Consider the following 21,382-nt stretch of genomic DNA (forward strand, 5'->3'; position numbering starts at 1 on the left):
AATGATTGGTGAGTTTTATCTATCAATCAACCTTAAAAATCAACTTAACAAATTAATTCACCGGCGAGACACTTCATCCCATACGGCTAGCCAGCCGCCCACAAAGAATAAAAGAGGTGCATATGGCAGGTTTCGACAAGCGCGTGAGTTCCTACGAGGAAGCCCTGGCAGGTCTTGAAGACGGCATGACCGTGATTGCCGGGGGCTTTGGCCTGTGCGGGATTCCGGAAAACCTGATCGCCGAGATCAAGCGCAAAGGCACACGCGACCTCACTGTGGTCTCCAACAACTGCGGCGTCGACGGTTTTGGCCTCGGCGTGCTGCTGGAAGACCGGCAGATCAGCAAGGTGGTGGCGTCCTACGTCGGCGAGAACAAACTGTTCGAAGACCAACTGCTGAAAGGCGAAATCGAAGTCGTCCTGACCCCCCAAGGCACCCTCGCCGAGAAAATGCGCGCGGGTGGCGCCGGCATCCCGGCCTTCTTCACCGCCACCGGCGTCGGCACTCCGGTCGCCGAAGGCAAGGAAGTGCGCGAATTCCATGGCCGCCAGTACCTGATGGAAGAATCCATCACCGGTGACTTCGCCATCGTCAAAGGCTGGAAAGCCGACCATTTCGGCAACGTCATCTATCGCCACACCGCCCAGAACTTCAACCCGCTGGCCGCCACCGCCGGCAAGATCACTGTGGTCGAAGTCGAAGAAATCGTCGAACCCGGCGAGCTGGACCCGTCGCAGATCCACACCCCTGGCATCTACGTCGACCGGGTCATTTGCGGCACGTTCGAGAAGCGCATCGAACAGCGCACCGTGCGTAAGTGATCCCCTGCCCCCGGACCGAATGAAGGAATAACAACAATGGCTCTTTCCCGCGAACAAATGGCTCAACGCGTCGCCCGCGAAATGCAGGACGGCTTCTACGTGAACCTGGGCATCGGCATCCCGACCCTCGTCGCCAACTACATTCCTGAAGGCATGGAAGTCATGCTGCAGTCGGAAAACGGCCTGCTCGGCATGGGTCCTTTTCCTACTGAAGAAACCATCGATGCCGACATGATCAACGCCGGCAAGCAAACCGTGACCGCGCGTATCGGCGCTTCGATCTTTTCCTCGGCCGAGTCCTTCGCGATGATTCGCGGTGGTCATGTCGACCTGACCGTGCTGGGCGCCTTCGAAGTAGACGTGCAAGGCAACATCGCCTCGTGGATGATCCCCGGCAAACTGGTCAAGGGCATGGGCGGTGCCATGGACCTGGTGGCCGGCGCAGACAATATCATCGTCATCATGACCCACGCGTCCAAGGACGGTGAGTCCAAGCTCTTGTCCAAATGCAGCCTGCCGTTGACCGGCGCCGGTTGCATCAAGCGCGTACTGACGGACCTGGCTTATCTTGAAATCGACAACGGCGCGTTCATTCTCAAAGAACGTGCGCCGGGCGTCAGCGTCGAAGAGATCGTCGCCAAAACAGCCGGTAAACTGATCGTGCCGGACCACGTTCCGGAAATGCAGTTCGCTGCCCAGTGAGGAATCATTCCATGCAAGAAGTCGTCATTGTCGCCGCCACCCGTACCGCCATCGGCAGCTTCCAGGGTTCGTTGGCCAATGTGTCCGCCGTTGACCTGGGCGCCGCGGTGATCCGTCAGTTGCTGGCGCAAACCGGTCTGGACCCAGCTGAAGTCGATGAAGTGATCATGGGCCAGGTGTTGACCGCCGGCGCCGGCCAAAACCCTGCGCGCCAGGCCTCGATCAAGGCCGGCCTGCCCTTCGCTGTGCCGGCGATGACCCTGAACAAGGTCTGCGGCTCAGGCCTGAAAGCCCTGCACCTGGGCGCCCAGGCGATTCGCTGCGGCGACGCCGAGGTGATCATCGCTGGCGGCCAGGAAAACATGAGCCTGGCCAATTACGTCATGCCCGGCGCGCGCACCGGTCTGCGCATGGGTCACGCGCAAATCGTCGACACCATGATCAGTGACGGCCTGTGGGATGCGTTCAACGATTACCACATGGGCATTACCGCCGAAAACCTGGCTGAAAAGTACAGTCTGACTCGCGAGCAACAGGATGCCTTTGCCGCCGCCTCGCAGCAGAAAGCCACGGCGGCCATCGAGGCCGGGCGGTTTGCCGATGAAATCACGCCGATCCTGATCCCGCAGCGCAAGGGCGATCCGCTGTCCTTCGCCACCGACGAGCAGCCACGGGCCGGCACCACCGCCGAATCCCTGGGCAAATTGAAAGCAGCCTTCAAAAAGGACGGTTCGGTGACCGCCGGTAACGCCTCGTCGCTGAATGACGGCGCGGCCGCCGTGATCCTGATGAGCGCGGAAAAAGCCAAGGCCTTGGGCTTGCCAGTGCTGGCTAAAATCGCCGCTTACGCCAACGCGGGCGTAGACCCGGCAATCATGGGCATCGGCCCGGTATCGGCCACGCGCCGTTGCCTGGACAAGGCCGGCTGGTCCATCGATCAACTGGATCTGATCGAAGCTAACGAAGCGTTCGCCGCGCAATCCCTGGCCGTGGCCAAGGACCTGGAATGGGACTTGAACAAGGTCAACGTCAACGGCGGCGCCATCGCCCTGGGCCACCCGATCGGAGCCTCGGGTTGCCGGGTGCTGGTGACCTTGCTGCATGAAATGATCAAGCGTGATGCCAAGAAAGGCCTCGCCACCCTGTGCATCGGTGGCGGTCAGGGCGTGGCGCTGGCGCTCGAACGGGCATAAAGCGTTCTACAGACGGCGCGGTGGCCCACGAAGATCCGCGCAGTCTGGTAACAACCCCGGTGTTTCTGTAGAGGCTTGCGAGCTTTTGTGGCGAGGGAGCTTGCTCCCGCTAAGTTGCGAAGCAGCCCCAAAATCTCGGCAACTGTCGTAGATTTTGCGAGCGCTTCGCACTCGAGCGGGAGCAAGCTCCCTTGCCACAATTGGTCAGTGTCTATAAGAACTGACTGTCATCAGAAACATCGGGTTCTTTTTGCCGGGACTTCTGGCAATTTCACCAGGTTCAAGGCCGGTGCCAGCTTCACCGCGTCCATCGCGGGTTATCCGGCGCCTTGTCGACGGAAGAACAAAGTCACCTGGCCTACCTCAAAGCCAAACTTGGTCATGGCTGAGCGATTGGCCAGGGTGTTTTCATCAATCAGGTACATCCAGTCATCCAGATGCACCTGATAGACCTTGTCGTCCACCGGCAGGTTCAGCACATAGCGCCAGTGCAGGGCGTTGCCGGCCACCTCACCGCTGGACTCGCCGACCACATCGCCGGCCGTGCCGCGCCAACGGCCAGGGCCGTCAGGGCGCAACGTCCAGACGCGGGTCTGTTTAGTGCCATCGCTGTAGGTAAAGTCTTCATGCATGATCAGGTTCTGGCCTTCCATACGGCTGTTGATCAGCACATGAAAGCGCTTGATGACCTCCCCCGAACGTTTCTGGAACATCCCCCAACCGTCCACCCGGCCGACAAAGAATCCGGGCAAATCAAGCTTGGGATTTTGTGCACTGTACTGCTGCACATCGACGCCCCCGCAACCGGCCAGGCAGACGAACATTACCAAAAGCAACTTCTTCAGCATGACATTCCCTCAATTTTTGGCATTGCCCAGCAACTGCTGGCGCAACTCGGGATTACGCGTACGCGGGTCGAGCCAGATATCGAAAAACGCCTTGGCAAATTGCGGGTCTCTCACTTCATGTTGCTGATGCTGGCCAACAAAAAAACGGGCACCCTGCTCCGGTAAATACATACCGGTGATCCGGGTGCCGGCGTGCACATCGACAAACGACTGTTGCATCTGCACCCTCCAGCGATCGAGTTGCTCGGCGCTGACCGAGGCGCCGGACAATCGCTTGATTTCGTCGACGCTGGCCTGCACCAGATCGTCCCGGGAAATGCTGCGCTGGTAGATCAGTTCCAGCGCGAACGGCTGGCCGGGCGCTAATGGCCTTGTTGCACTCCAGAGCCGAGCGTTGTAAACCCCAAACCCAAATACCCGAAACTCACCGACCCCAATGATCTGCGCGCCAGGCAATGCCTCCTGCCAATTGGCCAAAGCTTGCGTGCACAGCAATCCCAGAAGCAGCAAAGCGTGATGCAAGCGCCATCGTGGTCTGTTCATGGTGTTTGACTCAGGTTAAACACTTACTAAAAACTTATACGCAATGGAGGTATTTGTACAATTTTTTGAAAAGCAATTTTTGTATACCATATTCAGCATCCCCGCCTAGCTCACATGAACCTGACCGTCCGTTAGCCCACGCTGGAATGCGTCGCAAACTCCATGGGATGATCGCCCCCCACCGCGAGACCACCCTGGAGATTTTGAATGTCACTGTTGAGTAAAAAAGCCGTCGTCCTGTTGCTGGTAGCGGTTTCCAGCCTGGGGGCTTTGAATGCACAGGCGGCCAAAGAGGCGGCGTCGACGCAGAAAGTCTCGATGCTGGGCAACAAATTCACATTCACCCTGCCTAAGGGTTTCATTGCCAACCCTCTCCCACCGGGTCCGACCGGCGCGAGTGGCACCATGTACACCAATGAAACAACGAAAACCGTAGTCATTGCCGCTGAAAACGCCATCCCCGGCGGCGTCAACGCCAAGGACAACGACGGTCCGTTCCTCGACGCCACGGCATCCGACTTCGCCACTGAGCAAGCCAAGGCACTGCCGGATTTCACCAGGCTCAGTGAAAAAAGCATCACTCAAAAAGGCACCGGCCTGGGGTTGCGACAGATTGACAGCATCGCCACACAGGGCGGCGGCAAAACCCTGGACACCACGCTGATGGCCGCCTCGGGCACGCGCATGGCGCTGGTTCAGGTGATATCCCGCCTCAGCGACAATGCCGGCCACGAAGCGTTGGTTAAACAGATCGTCTCCGGCAAATAAGGCTCAGGGATTGAGTCGCTGCAACCAGGCGCTCAGGTCCTGCATCTCGGTGGCACTGATGCTGTGACCGACGCCGGGATAGGCATGGAACTCAGGCTTGAGTGAGAAGCTCTGCAACAGGCTGTCAGCCTCGGTGCCATCGATATAGGGCAGGCGTTTGTCAGCCGTGCCATGCCCGATGAAAATAGCCAGTTTTTGTCGCTTTTCATCCGGTTTCAGCTCGGACTTGAGCACCGGCAGGATCCGCCCGCTCAACGCGGCAATCCCGCCCACGGCCTCGGGGTGACGCAACGCCACCTCGTAGGACATGATCGCGCCCTGGCTGAAGCCCACCAGAAAAACCTTGTTCGGCTCTGTGAGATATTTCTTCGCAGCCTGTGCGACGAAATCCAGCAACACTCGGCCGCTGGCCTTCAGATCATCCGTCTCACCGTCGTAGGCACCTGTGCCTTTCTGGCGAAACCACTGATAACTGCCCTCTTCCATCACTATCGGTGCCCGCACCGACAAGTAGTTGTATCGGGCCGGCAATTCATCCTTGATGCCGAACAGATCCTGTTCGTTACTGCCGTAGCCGTGGAGAAAAATCACCAGAGGCTGATTGACGGATTCGGGGTTGGCCTGCTCCAGGTACTTGAGCGGCAGATCAGTGTGCAGCGGGGTTTGAGCGTGGACGGCGGCGGAGGCCAGGAGTGTCAGTAGAGCGAGAACCTTAAACATAAGCCTTCCTTCACAAAGCGCAGGATTCGGGGCAGAGCCTAACACCGTGAAGCTAGCCGAGGACATTCGGTGCTGCTGATGCCGCTTTCGCGAGCAAGCCCGCTCCCACAGAGGTTGTGTAGACAATGGAGATCTACTGTGGGAGCGGGCTTGCTCGCGAAGAGACCCTATGAGACACCGACAATTCCAGGTCAGTCGTTGATCAACTTCCCGACCCGAATCGGCTCGCGCCCGGCGACCTTCGCCTGCCAAGTGCCCGGTTGCGTATACCGCCCGCGATCGATGGCAAACAACACGCCACTAGTCCCGGCACGCACGATCGTCACCCGGTCGCTCAACGGATCAACCACTTCAAACAGCGCATCACCCTGTTCCACCCACTCACCGGCCTCGCGCAGAAAACTGACCACGCCATGATGCGGTGCAAACAGATACTCCGTGCCTTCGAACGGCATGCCTTCACAACATTCACTCGGTGCCGCTGGCCAGGTGCCTTTGATGAAACCCTGCTCGGCGAGGAACCCGAGAATGGCCTCGCAATTGGCCTGGGCCTGATCGACGCGAGTATCCCCCATGCTGCCCAATTCCAAGGTTGTCGCCAGGTTGGCCGGTGGAATTGCCGCCTCAGGGAAAGCCCTGGCCAGTCGCAGCCACGGTGAAGAACAGGACTCGTCGAACGAACTGCCGCCAGAATCTTCACACAGCAGCGCAACGCCCGCCTTCAAGCGCGCCGCCAAAGGTTTCCACTGCGGCCAGTGTTGCGGCAAGGCATAAATATGAATCGCCGCCTCGAAATCGCAATGCAGGTCGAGAGTGATGTCGGCGTCACAGGCGTGTCGCAGCAACAAGCGGTGCATGGCTTCCAGTTGCGACGTTGGTGCAGGCAAATCGTCGAGCACCTGGCCCATGGTCTGACGAATCAGCGCGATATTGGCTTGTGCATCGCCACCTAACTGATTGCCGATCAGCTCACCTACCGGCGCGCCCAGTTCGACGAATGATCGGTTGAAATTCTTGCCGCTGCCAATTTCGAAACGGCCCATGTGGCTGCCTTGCAGGTGTTGATCCAGACCGATGGGATTGGCCACCGGCACCAGTTCGATCACACCTTGCAACTGGCCTTGGTTTTCGAGTTCGGTCAGGCGTTTCTTCAGTTCCCACGCCGTGCGCATGCCCGGCAGTTCATCCGCGTGCAGGCTGGCCTGGATGTAGACTTTGCGTGTGCCCGCACCATAACGAAAAACGCTGAGGGTGCGTTCGGTGCCCAGGTGGCTCCAGGGCAGTGGATGGTCGATGCGTTGCATGAGAACTCCTGAAATTCAGAACACTGAGGCCCCCTGTGGGAGCGAGCTTGCTCGCGATAGCGACCTGTCAGTAGACACTAATGTTGAATGTCAGTCCGCCATCGCGAGCAAGCTCGCTCCCACAGGTTCCTTGTCAAACATAGAAGGCAAAAAAAAGTGGCAACCGCATCAACGGTTGCCACTTTTTTGCACAGCGTGATTACTTGCCGTAAACGTCAAAATCGAAATACTTGTCCTGCACTTGCTTGTACTTGCCGTTGGCGCGGATTTCAGTGATGGCGGTGTTGAATTTGTCCGCCAGCTCTTTATCACCCTTGCGCACCGCAATACCGGCGCCGCCGCCGAAGTACTTGGCGTCTTCGTAGGTCGGGCCGACAAACGCGAAGCCTTTGCCGGCGTCGGTTTTCAGGAAGCCGTCGTCGAGGTTGACCGAATCGGCCAGCATCGCGTCGAGGCGGCCAGCGACCATGTCCAGGTTGGCTTCCTGCTGCGAGCCGTAACGCACCAGAACAATACCCGCCGGTTGCAACACTTCAGTGGCGAAGCGATCGTGGGTACTGGCGCGCAGTACACCGACTTTCTTGCCCTTGAGTTCGGTCAGCGGGTCTTTCACGTCGGTGCCTTCCTTCATCACGAAGCGCGCCGGGGTGTGGTAATACTTGATGGTGAAATCGACGTTCTTCTTGCGGTCGTCAGTGATGGTCATGGACGACAGGATCGCGTCGATTTTCTTGACCTTCAGGGCCGGGATCAGGCCGTCGAACTCTTGCTCGACCCAAGTACATTTCACTTTCATCTGCTCGCACAGCGCGTCGCCGATATCGACGTCGAAACCGGTGAGTTTGCCGTCAGGGGTTTTCATCGAGAATGGCGGGTAACCGGCTTCGATACCCATGCGGATCGGCTTGGCGTCATCGGCCACAGCGGTCAGGGACAACATCGACAGTGCCAGGGCACCAAACATCACTAGCTTCTTCATTTACAACTCCTGTGTGCGGAGGTTTTTATTGGCAGCGTTCGATTGGTCGCGTTCGGTCAGCGCTTTGTAATTGGAAAAGACCGAAGTCGCGGGCAGTCTAGAGCGGCTTCAGGCGCGCCAATTGTGCATAGGCGACAAATACTTATAAAAAAGGCGAGTTGAATGAACGATGTAATTTGCGGGTTGAACCTGATCCAGCACCACCCTGCCGAAGGGCCGGGCGCAATTGCCGAGTGGGCCGAGTCGCGGGGATTGCCATTGACTGTCTTTCGGGCCGACCTTGGCCAGCTACCGCCAGTGAGTGCGCAACCGCTGATTTTGTTGGGCGGGCCTTATGAGTCCAACGCCGGGCCGGCGTGGCTGGAGACCGAACGGCAGTGGCTGGCGGGCAACCTGGATCAGGGCGCGCCGGTGTTTGCGATTTGTCTGGGAGCGCAGTTATTGGCGCTTGGTCTGGCCGGAAATGTGCGGCGAATGGACCGGATCGAAACCGGTTGGACCTCAGTGACATTTGCCGATGGTCAGAAACTGAACGTGCTGGAGTGGCACGAAGACGCGATCGACTTGCCGCCCGGTGCGCAGTTGCTGGCCAGCAGCGATAAGTGCGAGCAGCAGATGTATTGCGCAGGGCCAACTCGGGTGGGAGTGCAGTTTCATCCGGAGTGGAATGCAGCATCGGTGGCAACGCTCAATGCACACTTTGCCGATGAGTCGCCGCTGCCGCGGGGTGAACCGGACAGCGTCGCTCATGCGGCCGTTTCTGAATGGTTGCGGGCGACGCTGGACGCGTGGTGGGCAGTTTCAACCGCTACTGATTAATGCTGATCAGCACTCACAACCGATGACGGTCGCGGCAGGTCGTTGCGACACTGTGCTCAACTCAAACCCTTCATCCAGCCACCCAATCACCCCGCCGATCATTTCCTTGACCGGGTAACCCAGCGCCGCCAGTTTCACCGCGGCCTTGTTGGCACCGTTGCAATGCGGCCCGGCGCAATAGACCACGAACAGCGTGGATTTCGCGTAGCCCGCCAACCCTTGCGCGGTGAGCGACCGTCCCGGCAGGTTGATCGCGCCCGGCACATGGCCGCGCTGGAACGCCTGCGAACCGCGCACGTCCACCAGGACAAAATCCACGTCCCCCGCCTGCTGGCTGCCATAGACGTCGGAACAGTCGGTTTCAAAGGTCAGACGGTTGCTGAAATGCATCAGGGCAATAGCAGATGGTGCGGCGGGGACATTGCGGACCAGGCTGGTCATGGGCTGTACTCCAGAGTCTCGGTGGGTGTGAGAAGACTTTATCCGCCGCTCGCTTGCGGCTAAAGTGGCGCACAAGACACTCACCGGGAACTTTCCGCCAAATGCAGCCCACCCCTGGATTGGTCGCCATTCTGGCCTATGACGGCCTGTGCACTTTCGAGTTCGGCATCGCCGTGGAGATCTTCGGCCTGGCACGGCCGGAATTCGATTTCCCTTGGTACGAACACCGTATCACCGCCGTCGATCAGGGCCCGATGCGTGCTACGGGCGGTATTCAGGTGCTGGCGGATGGCGGCATGGAACTGCTTGGCGATGCCCGCACCATCATCATTCCCGGCTGGCGCGATCGCAGCGCCCCAGTGCCCGAAGCGTTAATCGCAGCCCTGCGCCAGGCCCATGCCCGGGGCGCACGGTTGCTGTCGATCTGCTCGGGCGTGTTTGTGCTGGCGGCGACCGGGTTGCTCGACGGTCACGGTGCTACCACGCATTGGCGCTACACCGCGGAACTGGCCGAGCGATTCCCGAACATTCTGGTGGACCCCGACGTGCTTTACGTCGACTCGGGCCAACTGATTACCTCGGCGGGCAGCGCTGCCGGTATCGATGCCTGCCTGCACCTGGTGGCGCGGGATTTCGGCACGCAAGTGGCCAATTGCGTGGCGCGGCGGCTGGTAATGTCGCCGCAACGCACCGGCGGCCAGGCGCAGTTCATTCCAACACCGGTCAGTCCTGCGCCGCGCAGCGATCTTTCACGCGTGATGCAATGGGCTCGGGAGCGCTTGCATGAACCACTGGAAGTCCGCGACCTGGCGAGCGAGGCGGCCATGAGTGAACGAACGTTCCTGCGCCGGTTTACACAAGCCACGGGCATGCCGCCCAAGGCCTGGTTGCAGCATGAACGCCTGGCGCGGGCGCGGGAGTTGCTGGAAAGCACGGGCCAGAACACCGACCGGATTGCCGAACAGTGCGGTTATCGCTCAGTGGAAAGTTTCCGGGTGGCGTTTCGCAACGTGGTCGGCGTGCCGCCGTCTGTGTATCGGGAGCGGTTTGGCCGGGCGTTCAAAGCGACGATTTAAGGTGCGTTCAAGGGCCTCATCGCGAGCAAGCTCGCTCCCACAGTAGATCTCTGATATTCACGAACTCCTGTGGGAGCGAGCTTGCTCGCGATGGCGTCAGGTTAGACACCTGATCTCTCAAGGCTTACGCAACAGGTAGGTATCCATAACCCACCCATTTGCCAACCGCGCCGCCTTGCGCACCCGTTCGATTTCATCCCCGACATCCTTGAGTTTGCCGCTGATGAGAATTTCATCCGGCGTCCCCAGATAAGCGCCCCAGTAGATCTCTGTCTCCTGATCCGCCACCTGATGGTAGGAATCTTCCGCATCGAGCATCACCACCAGGTTGTCGGCATCACTCACCTGCCCGGCCGCCAACCGCCGGCCAGTGGTGATTTCAATCGAACGACCGATACCGTTCAGCGGCACCTTGTGCTGCGCCGCCAACGCCTGAACGCTGGTGATGCCGGGGATCACGTCAAACTCGAAGACACATCGGCCCGACGCCAGAATCGCCTGCAGGATCCGAAGGGTGCTGTCATACAACGCGGGATCGCCCCACACCAAGAATCCGCCACACTGGCCGTCGGACATTTCCTCATTGATCAGCCGCTCGAAGGTCAGCTGCTTGGCAAGGTTCAGCGCTTCCACACTGACCTTGTAGTCCACATCACCGCGCTCACGCTCCGGGCTGTGCGCTTCAACGAAACGGTAATCGTGGCCGCTGATGTAGCGTTCACACATCTCGCGACGCAGGTCGATCAGCTTGTCCTTGCTCTGGCCTTTGTCCATCAGGAAAAACACATCAACCAGGTTCAGCGCCTTCACGGCCTGTATCGTGATGTAGTCGGGGTTGCCGGCACCGATGCCGATGACCATCAGTTTTTTCATTAACAGGCTCCCTCAACGCCAGTGCCCGACAAACGCAAGCGCCAGCAACCGTTGAACCGCAATTCGATGGCCGACAGCGGTTCGACGTCAACCAAATTAAACGACGGGCTTTGCAACACGTGGGTCAACGCCGCACGAATGACAAATGGATGGGTGATGGCAACGACGTGCCCCGATGTCGCTTCCAGTGTTGCGATCCATGCGGCCACCCGTTCACCAAGTTGCGCAACCGACTCGCCACCATGAGGGGTTGAGTGCGGATCATCGAGCCAGGCCTGCATTGTCTGCGGATCGGATTTCTGCAAGTCGTCGATTCGCAGGCCATTCCAGCGCCCGAAATCGCAATCCCTCAGCGCCTCGACAATTTCCACATCGCTGCCAAACAACCCGGCGGTTTGCCGGGCGCGACGTTCCGGACCGCTGAACAGGCGCGGCATCCCCTTGAACCGTGAACGAAGGGAACCCTGCGCCGATTGCCAATCCATCTCTACAGGCTCATCCGTAGGAAAGCGCGCCAATTTTTGTGCGACGGTTCGAGCGTGGCACATCAGGGTCAAACGGGTTGCCTGCACTAAAGATCACTCGGTTATATGAAGAGAAAACGCCATGAAGCCACCATCCATGCGCAATTGTGCCGCAAGAAATGGGATCGGGGGCGTTTCATTACGCCGATCCTCATTAAAAAACAGCTATCTCTGACACCACTGTCAGCGAGTGCCTACAGGGCTGATCGACATCCGTGTAGCCCCGAACCTACGGGCATTTCGCCCCATATTGGGGCTGACCAGGACCGTGCAAAAATTCACTAGACATGGGACGCGGGATAAATAAATACTGCTGTAACGGATTATGAAATGTAAACAACACGCCCCATCCAGCAGGAGCCCGGATGCCCTTCCCCAGTGACATGAACCACCGCCTCCGCTGCCAAAACCCCGCCCGGTCTCTCGATACATGGGACGCCGAAACAGTGCTGTCCCGAATAACGGCTGACTAGAAACAGAGCGGCGCTGGCAAGCCTTCAAGCGACCGCCGATTAAACGCGTGGAAACCGACAGTGATAGTCAGGTTCGAGCCAATCGCCGAACCCTTTGATACAGGAGTGCATCCATGCTGGTCTTACGCCCAGTGGTGTTAACCGACCTGCCCCAGTTGCAGCGACTGGCGCGCGAAAGCCTGGTCGGCGTCACGTCCTTGCCGGATGATACCGAACGCTTGCGCGAGCGGATTCTCGACTCCTGCGCCTCGTTCGATAAAGACGTCCAGGGTCATGGCCCGGAAAACTACTTCTTTGTGCTGGAGGACCTGACGAACAAGCGCCTGGCGGGTTGCTCGGAAATCCTCGCCACGGCCGGTTTCAACGAGCCCTTCTACAGTCTGCGCAACCGCCATTTCACCAGCGCCTCGCGAGAACTGAACATCGAGCATGGCGTGCCGGCGCTGTCGTTGTGTCATGACCTCAGTGGTCATACCTTGCTACGCGGTTTTCACATCGATGCGGCGCTGGTGCGCTCGCCCTCCTCCGAACTGCTGTCACGGGCGCGACTGATGTTCATCGCCACTCATGCGCAGCGCTTTGCCGAAGCGGTGATCACCGAGATCGTCGGCTACAGCGACGATGAAGGACGGTCGCCATTCTGGGATGCGCTGGGCAAGCACTTCTTTGACCTGCCCTACGCCGAGGCCGAGCGCCTTTGCGGTCTGGAAAGCCGGACGTTCCTGGCCGAACTGATGCCCCAATACCCGATCTACGTGCCGATGCTGCCCCAAGCAGCACAAGACTGCATCGGCCGCATCCACCCCGACGGCCAAGAGGCCTTCGATATCCTTGAACGCGAGGGGTTCGAGACCAACAGCTACATCGACCTGTTCGACGGCGGCCCGACTTTATATGCGCGCCTCGCCGGCATCCGCTCCATCGCGCAAAGCCAGACCGGCACGGCAACACCGGGCGACATCATCGATGCTCGCGGGCGCTACCTGGTGAGTAACGATTCGTTGAAGGACTACCGCGCCATCGTCGCCGATCTGGACTACACCGCCGGACATCCCGTGGCCCTGAGCGCCGAGATGCGCACGGCCCTGAACGTGACCGAAGGCAGCCCGATCCGGTTGGTCGCCCTGTGAGCATCATCCGGCCCCCTGTCCAACGACTGCGTCGGCCCGTAGAAGGAGCTGCACCATGATTGTCCGCCCGGTTCACGTCACCGACCTGCCCGCCCTGCTGGCACTGGTGCGGCACGCCGGCCCGGGGTTTACCACCCTGCCCGCCAACGAGGAACGCCTGGCCCACCGGCTGCGCTGGGCGCAACGCACCTTCGCCGAACAGGTCGAGCGGGCCGACGCCGACTACTTGTTCGTGCTGGAAGACGACGACCAGCAAGTGGTGGGGGTCAGTGCCCTGACGGGGGCCGTCGGGTTGCGCGAGCCGTGGTACAACTATCGGGTCGGGCTGACGGTCAGCTCATCACCGGACCTGGGCATCCAGCGGCAGATTCCAACACTTTTCCTGAACAATGAAATGACCGGGCAATCGGAGATCTGCTCATTGTTCCTGCGACACGATCAACGCCAGGGCAGCAATGGCCGATTGCTGTCGCTGGGACGTTTGTTGTTTGTGGCCGAATTTGCCCACCTGTTTGGCGAGAAGCTCATCGCCGAACTACGTGGCAGCGCCGATGAGCAAGGCTGTTCACCGTTCTGGGACAGCCTGGGCCGGCACTTTTTCAAGATGGACTTCAGCCACGCCGATCACTTGTCGGGGCTGGGCAGCAAAGCGTTCATCGCCGAACTGATGCCACGCCAACCGCTGTACACCTGCCTGCTCACCGAACAGGCCCAGGCAGTGATCGGCAAGGCTCACCCCAACACCGAGCCGGCGCTGAAAATTCTCACGGCCGAAGGTTTCACCCACAAAGGCTACATCGACATCTTCGACGCCGGCCCGGTCATCGAGGCACCGCTTGCGAACATCCGCACCGTGCGCGACAGCCAGGCGCTGGTGCTGGCCATTGGCACCCCGGACGACGAGGCTCCGGTCTGGCTGATCCACAATCGTCGACTGGAAAACTGCCGCATCACTGCCGCCCCGGCCAGGCAGGTGGGCAACAGTCTGATGGTCGACCGGATCACCGCCAAACGCCTGCAACTGCAACCCGGCAACTCCGTACGCGCAGTGCCACTGCTCAATCGACAACAGCAGGCAGCGGCGGCCTGAAAAACTTGTCTCCCGGCGTACAGGATGGGTTTCGATCAAGACCGTCCTGCAAATTCGTCATCATTCTTCCCCCTGTTGCGTGATAGCCTTTTATATCTTCGGCGTTGACACTCTTGCTCAAGCCCTTCCATTCCTTTGTATTGGTGGAACTCATATGTCCAGGCTTTCCCATCAGGATTTGCGCCGTAACTTCCGTGAACTGTTCGTTTCCAAAAAGTGCTATCACACGGCGTCGGTCTTCGACCCGATGTCGGCACGCATCGCGGCGGACCTGGGTTTTGAAGTGGGGATTCTGGGTGGTTCGGTTGCTTCATTGCAGGTTCTGGGCGCCCCCGACTTCGCCCTGATCACCCTCAGCGAATTCGCCGAGCAAGCCACTCGTATCGGCCGCGTTGCCCAATTGCCAGTCATCGCCGACGCCGATCACGGCTACGGCAACGCATTGAACGTCATGCGCACCATCGTCGAACTCGAACGCGCCGGCGTGGCGGCCCTGACCATCGAAGACACGCTGTTACCCGCACAATTCGGCCGCAAGTCCACCGACCTGATTGGCGTCGCCGAAGGTGTCGGCAAGATTCGCGCGGCGCTGGAAGCCCGGGTCGACACGGAGATGGCAATCGTTGCTCGCACCAATGCCGGGATTCTGCCGGTGCAGGAGGTCATCAGCCGCACCCAGCAGTATCAGAAAGCCGGGGCGGACGGGATTTGCATGGTGGGCGTGCGCGACTTCGATCACCTCGAACAGATTGCCGAACACCTGAGCGTGCCACTGATGCTGGTCACCTACGGAAACCCGCTGTTGCGTGACGACAATCGCCTGGCCGAACTGGGCGTGCGCGTCACCATCGACGGGCATGGCGCCTATTTCGCGGCGATCAAGGCGACTTACGACAGCCTGCGGGAACAGCGGCAGATTTTCACTCAGGCGTCGGATTTGAGCGCGACTGAACTGACGCATACGTACACGCAGCCTGAGGAATACATTCGCTGGGCGGAAGAGTTTATGAGCGTCAAGGAGTAATTTCACCTGGTCTGGTGTGGCTATTGTTAATAGCCACACCAGGCAACATTTCAACTAACTTGATTAATAACGATACACCCTCTTAAAGCCCGCATTTAAAAGCCACCAATTCATATTTTCTTACAGCATCTACCTTGCCCTTTCCCCAATGGCGATGCAACTATACTTACGTCATCAAGACAAAAAACTTATCACTAAAAACAATATCTGAGAGATCAACATGCACACAACAATAAATAATTGGAGCAATACACCACTCTTTCACGCTGCAACCAACGTGATTAATACTTCGACTCATGTGCTAGCTGCAGCATCTTGCCTCGTCGCATACACCCCTCGCCTGAACGTAGGTAACATTCACGAAATCAAGCGCTATTGGCAACTGACGGACATTCCACAGCGCACGAAGTAATGTCACGCACAAAGGGATGATCAGGTGCCCACCTCAATATTCGCGAGGCCGGGCACCCGTTTTAACAACCACCCCCCCTTTGTAAGTTGCCTTTTCGTCAAAAATAATAACAAGTCGCACCTGCTTAAATTCATGAGCAAAATTATGATAAAGACCCTTGTGAGCGCCAACCTGCCTCCCGAACAAATATTAGCAGCTCTCAAAAATATTGATCTGACCGCCGAAATCAAAAAACTAGCCAAATCAATACACCAACAAGTCGTCAACAGTCCTGAACTTCTCAGGGCCTCTACGATCTTGAACTCGACCAACATCCAAACCGGAACAATGACACTTTACTGCAACGAAAGTGGCAATATAAGTCTCAAAGCGCCCGATAACGCGCCAGCGTCACCACACCTCTATTCTGTTCCCGGAAACAGCATTTTATTTGCAATAAACGCGGAGTCGTATTGCGTTAGGCTTTACGAAATGGCAGATGACAATTTGACTCCCGGGGCGACGATCATCATTGACGCAAAAAACCCCTTGCTCATCGATGGCACAAAGTTTCTGTACGACAGCGATCCCGAAGGCAACGGGCATCCTTCCTTTAGGGGCAGCATCAATTTCCCGGACAGGAGTGCCGACATCAAAGTTTTCGAACGGGAGTCTTTACGCAAAATCGCCTGGTTTCCCCACGACAATAGTGCTGCACGCTACCTGGTCGCTCTCGGGTTGCTTGAGGCAGTAAAGGACCCAGGTACCAGCAAAGTGGCCGAAGAATTGATTTATCACTACCATCCAGCCGTAGCGTGGAAGACGTTCCAGATCCTGCAGGAATCCGATCCTCAAACAGCGCAGGGGTATGTGCCCCAACTGAGGAAATTGCAAAGCATTCCCCTTGACCGCCTGCTTGACCAGCATCTGGGTGAAGTCGCATGAAATTGAAGACCTTTATCGAGCGCATGGACGGGTACGACCTGGACCATGACAAATCACAGATCATCGCTGACCTGCGCGAGCTCGCCACCAACAGAACATTGTTGAGCGAGCATCTTTACAACACCCTTCAACGTGACGGGTACAGCACCAAAAACAGTTTGTACAACGCCTACGCCTTTGTGCTGCATTACTCGGATGCCTACACCGTCCGCCTCGGTTTCTGGGCTCCGGTGTCTAGCCAGGACGAAAGCGAAACGTTTATCTACCACTTGAACCACACCCACGATTTCGAGATTTATGCGGTGGGTTACAGCGGCGACGGCTACACCACCGTCAAGCGCAAAATCCTTGATCACACGCCATTACGCGCTGGCATTCGCCCTCACTTTGGCGACGAAACAACACTTAAACTCGCCCAAGGCGAAGTGCTGCACATGCAACCTTATTACGAAGTACATCGACAACTGCCGCCCAGGTACATGTCTTCTTCATTAAGCCTGATCATTCATGCGCAGCCGTCAACGACCACCGCCCAAGCCTGGTGTTTCGATAAGGATTACTTGCCCACGTATCCGGGCATAGCGACGCAGGAAATAGCATTTTATGAACACACGTTGTCGTTGCTGGGTCTGGCTAGCGATCAGACCGAGTCGAGGACTTCATGACGGGGCTTGCCATCACCGCAACATATCACTCGATTGCGCCCGTTAGTCTTGGCTTCAGCGAAGCGGGCGTCGAATGTTTGGCTATACAGAGGGTTCAACAGAACAACGATAAAAAAGGAGGCCCATGCAGACTTTTCAAGTGTTGATCATCGGCAGCGGTTTTGGCGGACAGTGCGCGGCGATCAATTTGCTCAAGGCCGGCATCGATGATTTTCGACTGCTGGAACGGCGAGACTTCTTCGGCGGCACCTGGTGCCAGAATACGTACCCCGGCGCGGCGGTCGATGTGCCCTCGCCGCTGTATTCGCTGTCCTTCGCTCCCTACCAATGGACACAAATGTTTGCCGATCAGGCCGAACTGCACCGCTACACGCTGTACGTGGTGAAGCAATTCGGTCTGCGCGACCGAGTGGAACTTGACGCGAACGTCGAACGCATCGAGTGGGACGATGATGGCAAACGTTGGGCGGTGCACACCGCGAGCAAAGGCATGTTCTATGCCCGGTTCCTGATCAATGCCACGGGGCCGCTGAGCCAGCCCGTCATCCCACACTTCGAGGGCCAGGAGCGCTTTCGGGGCAAGACTTTTCATACCAACAACTGGGATCACGCCTACGACTATCGGCAAAAACGCGTCGCCATCGTCGGCAGCGGCGCCAGCGCGGCCCAGGTAATTCCGGCCATTGCTCCAGACGTCGAGCATTTGCACGCGTTCCAACGCACGCCGCACTGGGTGCTGCCACGGGCGGATCGCGCCTTTGGCCCCTTCCAGCGCTGGTTGCTCGGCCTCAAACCGGCCTACAAGCTGCTGCGCTGGATGATTTACTGGCAATTCGAAACCCGGGTGATTGCCTTCAAATACTCGAAACCGGCGATCCGCATGGTTCAGCAACACGCCCTGCGCTTCCTCAGACGCCAAGTCCCCGACCCTGAACTCAGACGAAAACTGACACCGGACTACACCATCGGCTGTAAACGGGTCATCGTTTCAAGCACCCTGTACCCGGCACTCGGTCGCAGCAATGTGACGTTACACAGTCGCGAACAGGGCATCGCGTCCATCGACGAAACCGGCATCGTCACGCAGGACGGTCAGCACATCGACTTGGACCTGATTGTCTGGTCCACCGGTTACGACGCCACCGACGGGGTGATTTCCTACCCGGTCAGCGGAAAAAACGGTAAACAACTCAGGGAATTCTGGGCGACCTACCCACGCGCCTACCTCGGCACCAGCCTGCCGGACTTCCCCAACCTGTTTATCGTCACGGGGCCCAACACCGGCATCGGCCACACTTCGGCGCTGTTCATCATCGAATCCCAAATGAACTACATCCTCGATTGCATTCGCACGCTGAAAAAACAGGGTTTGCGCAGCATCGAAGTTCGCCCCGAGGCAGAACGTACCTACACTGAAATGATCCACCGGGAAATGGAACGCACGGTGTGGAAATCCGGAGGCTGCCACAGTTGGTATCAAAGCAAGAGTGGTCATGTGATTGCCATGTTTCCCGGGTTCAGCTTCAGCTACCACCGATTGACCCGGACGCTGAAACCCGCCGATCACATCATGTCCTGATCAGAAAGAAGGGAGACGCCTGATGCTTTTGTTGGTTGTCGCAATCGCGGTTTTCGTGGCCTGGAGCTGGTTGAGCTATCCGGCCATCGGTCACTGGCTCTATGACTTGAACATGGCGGCCGAAGCCAGGCTGTATCGGCTGCACAAGATCGTCGTGCCGATTGCCGAAATGACCGTTTCGACCTGGCAAGGCGGGCCGTACGAAGCTTCGAGCAGCGTGCTGATGCTTCACGGCTACAGCGCCGACAAGAACATCTGGCTGCGCTTCGCCCGACATTTTGTCGGCACTTATAGGGTGATCATCCCCGACATCGCCGGGCATGGCGACACGGGCTTCAAGGCCGGCGGCGGTTACGACATTCCCTTGCAGGCGAAGCGGATGATCCAGTTGCTCGATGTCTGCGGCGTCGAGAAGGTGCATGTAATCGGCAACTCGATGGGCGGCTACATGGCGGCGTGGCTCGCGGCGACTTACCCGGACCGCATCGCGTCGCTTGCCCTGATCGACCCGGCGGGTGTCACCGCGCCCGAAGTCAGTGACCTGGAGCGCCACTTGGCCAAAGGCCACAACCCGTTCCTGATTAACTCCCGAGAAGAATTCCGGCGTTTCTACGCCATGACCATGGCCGAACCTCCGTGGGTGCCCGGGGTGGTGCTGGACGCCATCGCCCAACGTTATGAACAGTCCCGGGATGAGCTGGAAGAAATCTTCAGGGACTTTCGTGCGAGCCCGCCGATGGAGCCGAAACTGGCCGACATCAAGTGTCCGGCGCTGTTGCTGTGGGGGCGCAAGGACCGCCTGATCGACGTCAGCAGCGTGGCGATCTGGAGCAAAGGCATCGAAGATCTGCGGGTGGAGATCTGGGAAGGTGTCGGCCATATGCCGATGGTCGAAGCACCGGCGGGCACGGCGCGGCTGTATCGTGAGTTTTTGGCATCCCGGCGCCTGGAAAGCCCTCAGGATCAGCGAATGCATTGACGATGCAGTCCTTTGCAGAATGAAGTCCGTAAGATTCTTCGTTTGTCGGCGCCGCTGAAGGCTGCGATCTTTTCCCCATCCTTCACGTCACCGCGCCTGGAATTCTTTCATGAGCCACCCAAGCTTTATCAACCCTGACCTGATCCGCCAACGCTTCTCCAAAGCGATGTCCGACATGTACCGCGAAGAAGTGCCGCTGTACGGCGCGTTGATGGAACTGGTGGAACAGACCAACCGGCATGTGCTGGACAGCGAGCCGCAGATCGCCCGGCAGTTGAACAGCACGGGCGAAATCCAGCGACTGGACCTGGAACGTCATGGCGCTATCCGCGTCGGCACTGCCGCTGAATTGGCGACCCTCGCCCGGCTGTTCGCGGTGATGGGCATGCAGCCCGTCGGCTATTACGATTTGACCCCGGCCGGCGTACCCGTGCATTCCACGGCGTTCCGCGCGGTGCATGAGGCCGCGTTGCAGGTCAGCCCGTTTCGGGTGTTCACCTCGCTGCTGCGTCTGGAACTGATCGAAGACCTGGAACTGCGTGCCTTTGCGCAATCGGTGCTGGATAAACGCTCGATCTTCACGCCGACTGCGCTGGCCCTCATCGCACGCGCTGAATCCGAGGGAGGCCTCAACGAACAAGACGCGCGGGACTTCGTTCTGCAGGCACTGGAAACCTTCCGCTGGCATCACAGCGCCACCGTCACCGCCGAGCAATACCAGAAACTCAGCGCCCAGCATCGCCTGATCGCCGATGTCGTGGCGTTCAAAGGCCCGCACATTAACCACCTGACACCGCGCACCCTGGACATCGACATTGTGCAGGCGCAAATGCCTGCCCACGGCATCACCCCCAAGGCGGTGATCGAAGGCCCACCCCGCCGTCAGTGTCCGATCCTGTTGCGCCAGACCAGTTTCAAGGCGCTGGACGAACCCGTTGCGTTCACCGATCAAGCGGACAGTCACGGCAGCCATAGCGCTCGTTTTGGCGAAATCGAGCAGCGCGGCGCCGCACTCACACCCAAGGGCCGGGCGCTTTACGACCGCTTGCTGAATGCCGCCAGGGACGAACTCAAAGACTTCCCGAATGAAGCCAATGCCCCCCGCTACAACGCGCTGATGACGCAACACTTCAGCGAATTCCCTGACACCCTTGAGGGAATGCGACAGCAGAAACTGGCGTACTTTCGCTATGTCCTGACGGAAAAAGGGCTGGACTCAGAAGCGCTTAAATCTTTGTCGCTGGAAGATTTGCTCAGCAACGGCTACCTGCGAGCGGAACCGCTGGTGTACGAAGATTTCCTGCCGGTCAGCGCGGCGGGGATTTTTCAGTCGAACCTGGGGGATGCGGCGCAAGCCCACTATGGCGAGCATTCGAACCGGCAGGCATTCGAGCAAGCGCTGGGGCGATCGACCATTGATGAGCTGGGGTTGTATGCCGAGACGCAGCGGCGTTCGATTGAAGAGTGTTTCGCAGCCCTCAACGCACCTTGAACC

22 protein-coding genes are annotated in these 21,382 nt (G+C 58.5%); 14 read left to right on the forward strand and 8 right to left on the reverse strand.

Annotation, left to right across the window (positions count from 1 at the left end; genetic code table 11):
- The first annotated feature begins 122 nt into the window (after positions 1-122).
- The 3 genes from ACYZT9_RS16470 to ACYZT9_RS16480 are packed head-to-tail and all read left to right on the forward strand — an operon-like array spanning position 123 to position 2,716.
- Positions 123-821 (forward strand): CoA transferase subunit A, encoded by a 699-nt coding sequence (locus tag ACYZT9_RS16470; protein ID WP_462006488.1) that lies wholly within the window; start codon positions 123-125, stop codon positions 819-821.
- Between the two features lie 36 nt (positions 822-857).
- Complete coding sequence (locus ACYZT9_RS16475; RefSeq protein ID WP_462006489.1) at positions 858-1,523, forward strand: CoA transferase subunit B; 666 nt, start codon at positions 858-860, stop codon at positions 1,521-1,523.
- 11 nt (positions 1,524-1,534) lie between these two features.
- A complete protein-coding gene (locus ACYZT9_RS16480) occupies positions 1,535-2,716 on the forward strand; it encodes an acetyl-CoA C-acetyltransferase (RefSeq protein WP_462006490.1) in 1,182 nt (393 codons plus the stop codon).
- 317 nt (positions 2,717-3,033) lie between these two features.
- Here ACYZT9_RS16480 and ACYZT9_RS16485 read toward each other — a convergent pair whose 3' ends face one another.
- Positions 3,034-3,564 carry a DUF3833 domain-containing protein gene (locus ACYZT9_RS16485; protein ID WP_462006491.1) on the reverse strand — a complete coding sequence of 177 codons (531 nt, stop codon included), beginning with the start codon at positions 3,562-3,564 and terminating at the stop codon, positions 3,034-3,036.
- A 9-nt stretch (positions 3,565-3,573) separates the two neighbouring features.
- The gene (locus tag ACYZT9_RS16490; RefSeq protein ID WP_462006492.1) at positions 3,574-4,107 is read right to left on the reverse strand and encodes a chalcone isomerase family protein; all 534 of its coding nucleotides are present in this window, start codon (positions 4,105-4,107) and stop codon (positions 3,574-3,576) included.
- Between the two features lie 207 nt (positions 4,108-4,314).
- On the opposite strand from ACYZT9_RS16490, the gene ACYZT9_RS16495 reads away from it, so the two are divergent.
- Positions 4,315-4,875, forward strand: coding sequence for a DcrB/PsbP domain-containing protein (locus ACYZT9_RS16495; RefSeq protein WP_462006493.1), 561 nt, complete (start codon positions 4,315-4,317; stop codon positions 4,873-4,875).
- A 3-nt stretch (positions 4,876-4,878) separates the two neighbouring features.
- Here ACYZT9_RS16495 and ACYZT9_RS16500 read toward each other — a convergent pair whose 3' ends face one another.
- From ACYZT9_RS16500 to ACYZT9_RS16510, 3 genes are all read right to left on the reverse strand, one after another.
- Complete coding sequence (locus ACYZT9_RS16500; RefSeq protein WP_462006494.1) at positions 4,879-5,595, reverse strand: alpha/beta hydrolase; 717 nt, start codon at positions 5,593-5,595, stop codon at positions 4,879-4,881.
- 191 nt (positions 5,596-5,786) lie between these two features.
- Positions 5,787-6,899, reverse strand: a complete 1,113-nt coding sequence (locus ACYZT9_RS16505) for a succinylglutamate desuccinylase/aspartoacylase family protein (RefSeq protein WP_462006495.1) — start codon at positions 6,897-6,899, stop codon at positions 5,787-5,789.
- A 199-nt stretch (positions 6,900-7,098) separates the two neighbouring features.
- Positions 7,099-7,878, reverse strand: a complete 780-nt coding sequence (locus ACYZT9_RS16510; RefSeq protein WP_462006496.1) for an ABC transporter substrate-binding protein — start codon at positions 7,876-7,878, stop codon at positions 7,099-7,101.
- A 162-nt stretch (positions 7,879-8,040) separates the two neighbouring features.
- Here ACYZT9_RS16510 and ACYZT9_RS16515 point away from each other — a divergent pair, with 162 nt between their 5' ends.
- Positions 8,041-8,697, forward strand: a complete 657-nt coding sequence (locus tag ACYZT9_RS16515; RefSeq protein WP_462006497.1) for a type 1 glutamine amidotransferase — start codon at positions 8,041-8,043, stop codon at positions 8,695-8,697.
- A 6-nt stretch (positions 8,698-8,703) separates the two neighbouring features.
- Here ACYZT9_RS16515 and ACYZT9_RS16520 read toward each other — a convergent pair whose 3' ends face one another.
- A complete protein-coding gene (locus tag ACYZT9_RS16520; protein ID WP_462006498.1) occupies positions 8,704-9,138 on the reverse strand; it encodes a rhodanese-like domain-containing protein in 435 nt (144 codons plus the stop codon).
- A gap of 101 nt (positions 9,139-9,239) precedes the next feature.
- Between ACYZT9_RS16520 and ftrA the strand changes: the two genes are divergently transcribed.
- Positions 9,240-10,214 (forward strand): transcriptional regulator FtrA, encoded by a 975-nt coding sequence (gene ftrA, locus ACYZT9_RS16525; RefSeq protein ID WP_462006499.1) that lies wholly within the window; start codon positions 9,240-9,242, stop codon positions 10,212-10,214.
- A 117-nt stretch (positions 10,215-10,331) separates the two neighbouring features.
- Here the strand turns inward: ftrA and cobF are convergent, their stop codons facing one another.
- Together cobF and ACYZT9_RS16535 are read right to left on the reverse strand one after the other, a co-directional pair.
- Positions 10,332-11,087 (reverse strand): precorrin-6A synthase (deacetylating), encoded by a 756-nt coding sequence (gene cobF, locus ACYZT9_RS16530; protein WP_462006500.1) that lies wholly within the window; start codon positions 11,085-11,087, stop codon positions 10,332-10,334.
- Positions 11,087-11,659 (reverse strand): histidine phosphatase family protein, encoded by a 573-nt coding sequence (locus tag ACYZT9_RS16535; protein ID WP_462006501.1) that lies wholly within the window; start codon positions 11,657-11,659, stop codon positions 11,087-11,089. The genes cobF and ACYZT9_RS16535 overlap by 1 nt, the downstream gene beginning before the upstream one ends.
- 538 nt (positions 11,660-12,197) lie before the next feature.
- Here ACYZT9_RS16535 and ACYZT9_RS16540 point away from each other — a divergent pair.
- From ACYZT9_RS16540 to hglS, 8 genes are all read left to right on the forward strand, one after another.
- Positions 12,198-13,214, forward strand: a complete 1,017-nt coding sequence (locus ACYZT9_RS16540) for an arginine N-succinyltransferase (RefSeq protein WP_462006502.1) — start codon at positions 12,198-12,200, stop codon at positions 13,212-13,214.
- Between the two features lie 55 nt (positions 13,215-13,269).
- Positions 13,270-14,304 (forward strand): arginine N-succinyltransferase, encoded by a 1,035-nt coding sequence (astA, locus tag ACYZT9_RS16545; RefSeq protein ID WP_462006503.1) that lies wholly within the window; start codon positions 13,270-13,272, stop codon positions 14,302-14,304.
- A 154-nt stretch (positions 14,305-14,458) separates the two neighbouring features.
- Entirely contained in the window at positions 14,459-15,328 is an 870-nt protein-coding gene (locus ACYZT9_RS16550) for an isocitrate lyase/PEP mutase family protein (RefSeq protein ID WP_462006504.1), read from the forward strand.
- A gap of 556 nt (positions 15,329-15,884) precedes the next feature.
- Positions 15,885-16,664: a hypothetical protein gene (locus tag ACYZT9_RS16555; protein ID WP_462006505.1), complete on the forward strand. Its 780-nt coding sequence runs from the start codon at positions 15,885-15,887 to the stop codon at positions 16,662-16,664.
- Positions 16,661-17,329, forward strand: coding sequence for a transposase (locus ACYZT9_RS16560; protein ID WP_462006506.1), 669 nt, complete (start codon positions 16,661-16,663; stop codon positions 17,327-17,329). The genes ACYZT9_RS16555 and ACYZT9_RS16560 overlap by 4 nt, the downstream gene beginning before the upstream one ends.
- 124 nt (positions 17,330-17,453) lie before the next feature.
- On the forward strand, positions 17,454-18,908 hold the full coding sequence (locus tag ACYZT9_RS16565) for a flavin-containing monooxygenase (RefSeq protein WP_462006507.1): 1,455 nt from the start codon (positions 17,454-17,456) through the stop codon (positions 18,906-18,908).
- A gap of 22 nt (positions 18,909-18,930) precedes the next feature.
- Positions 18,931-19,887, forward strand: a complete 957-nt coding sequence (locus ACYZT9_RS16570; RefSeq protein WP_462006508.1) for an alpha/beta fold hydrolase — start codon at positions 18,931-18,933, stop codon at positions 19,885-19,887.
- Between the two features lie 109 nt (positions 19,888-19,996).
- Entirely contained in the window at positions 19,997-21,379 is a 1,383-nt protein-coding gene (hglS, locus tag ACYZT9_RS16575; RefSeq protein ID WP_462006509.1) for a 2-oxoadipate dioxygenase/decarboxylase HglS, read from the forward strand.
- The last annotated feature ends 3 nt before the right edge of the window (positions 21,380-21,382 follow it).

It is taken from the genome of Pseudomonas sp. ZT5P21, assembly GCF_054897785.1.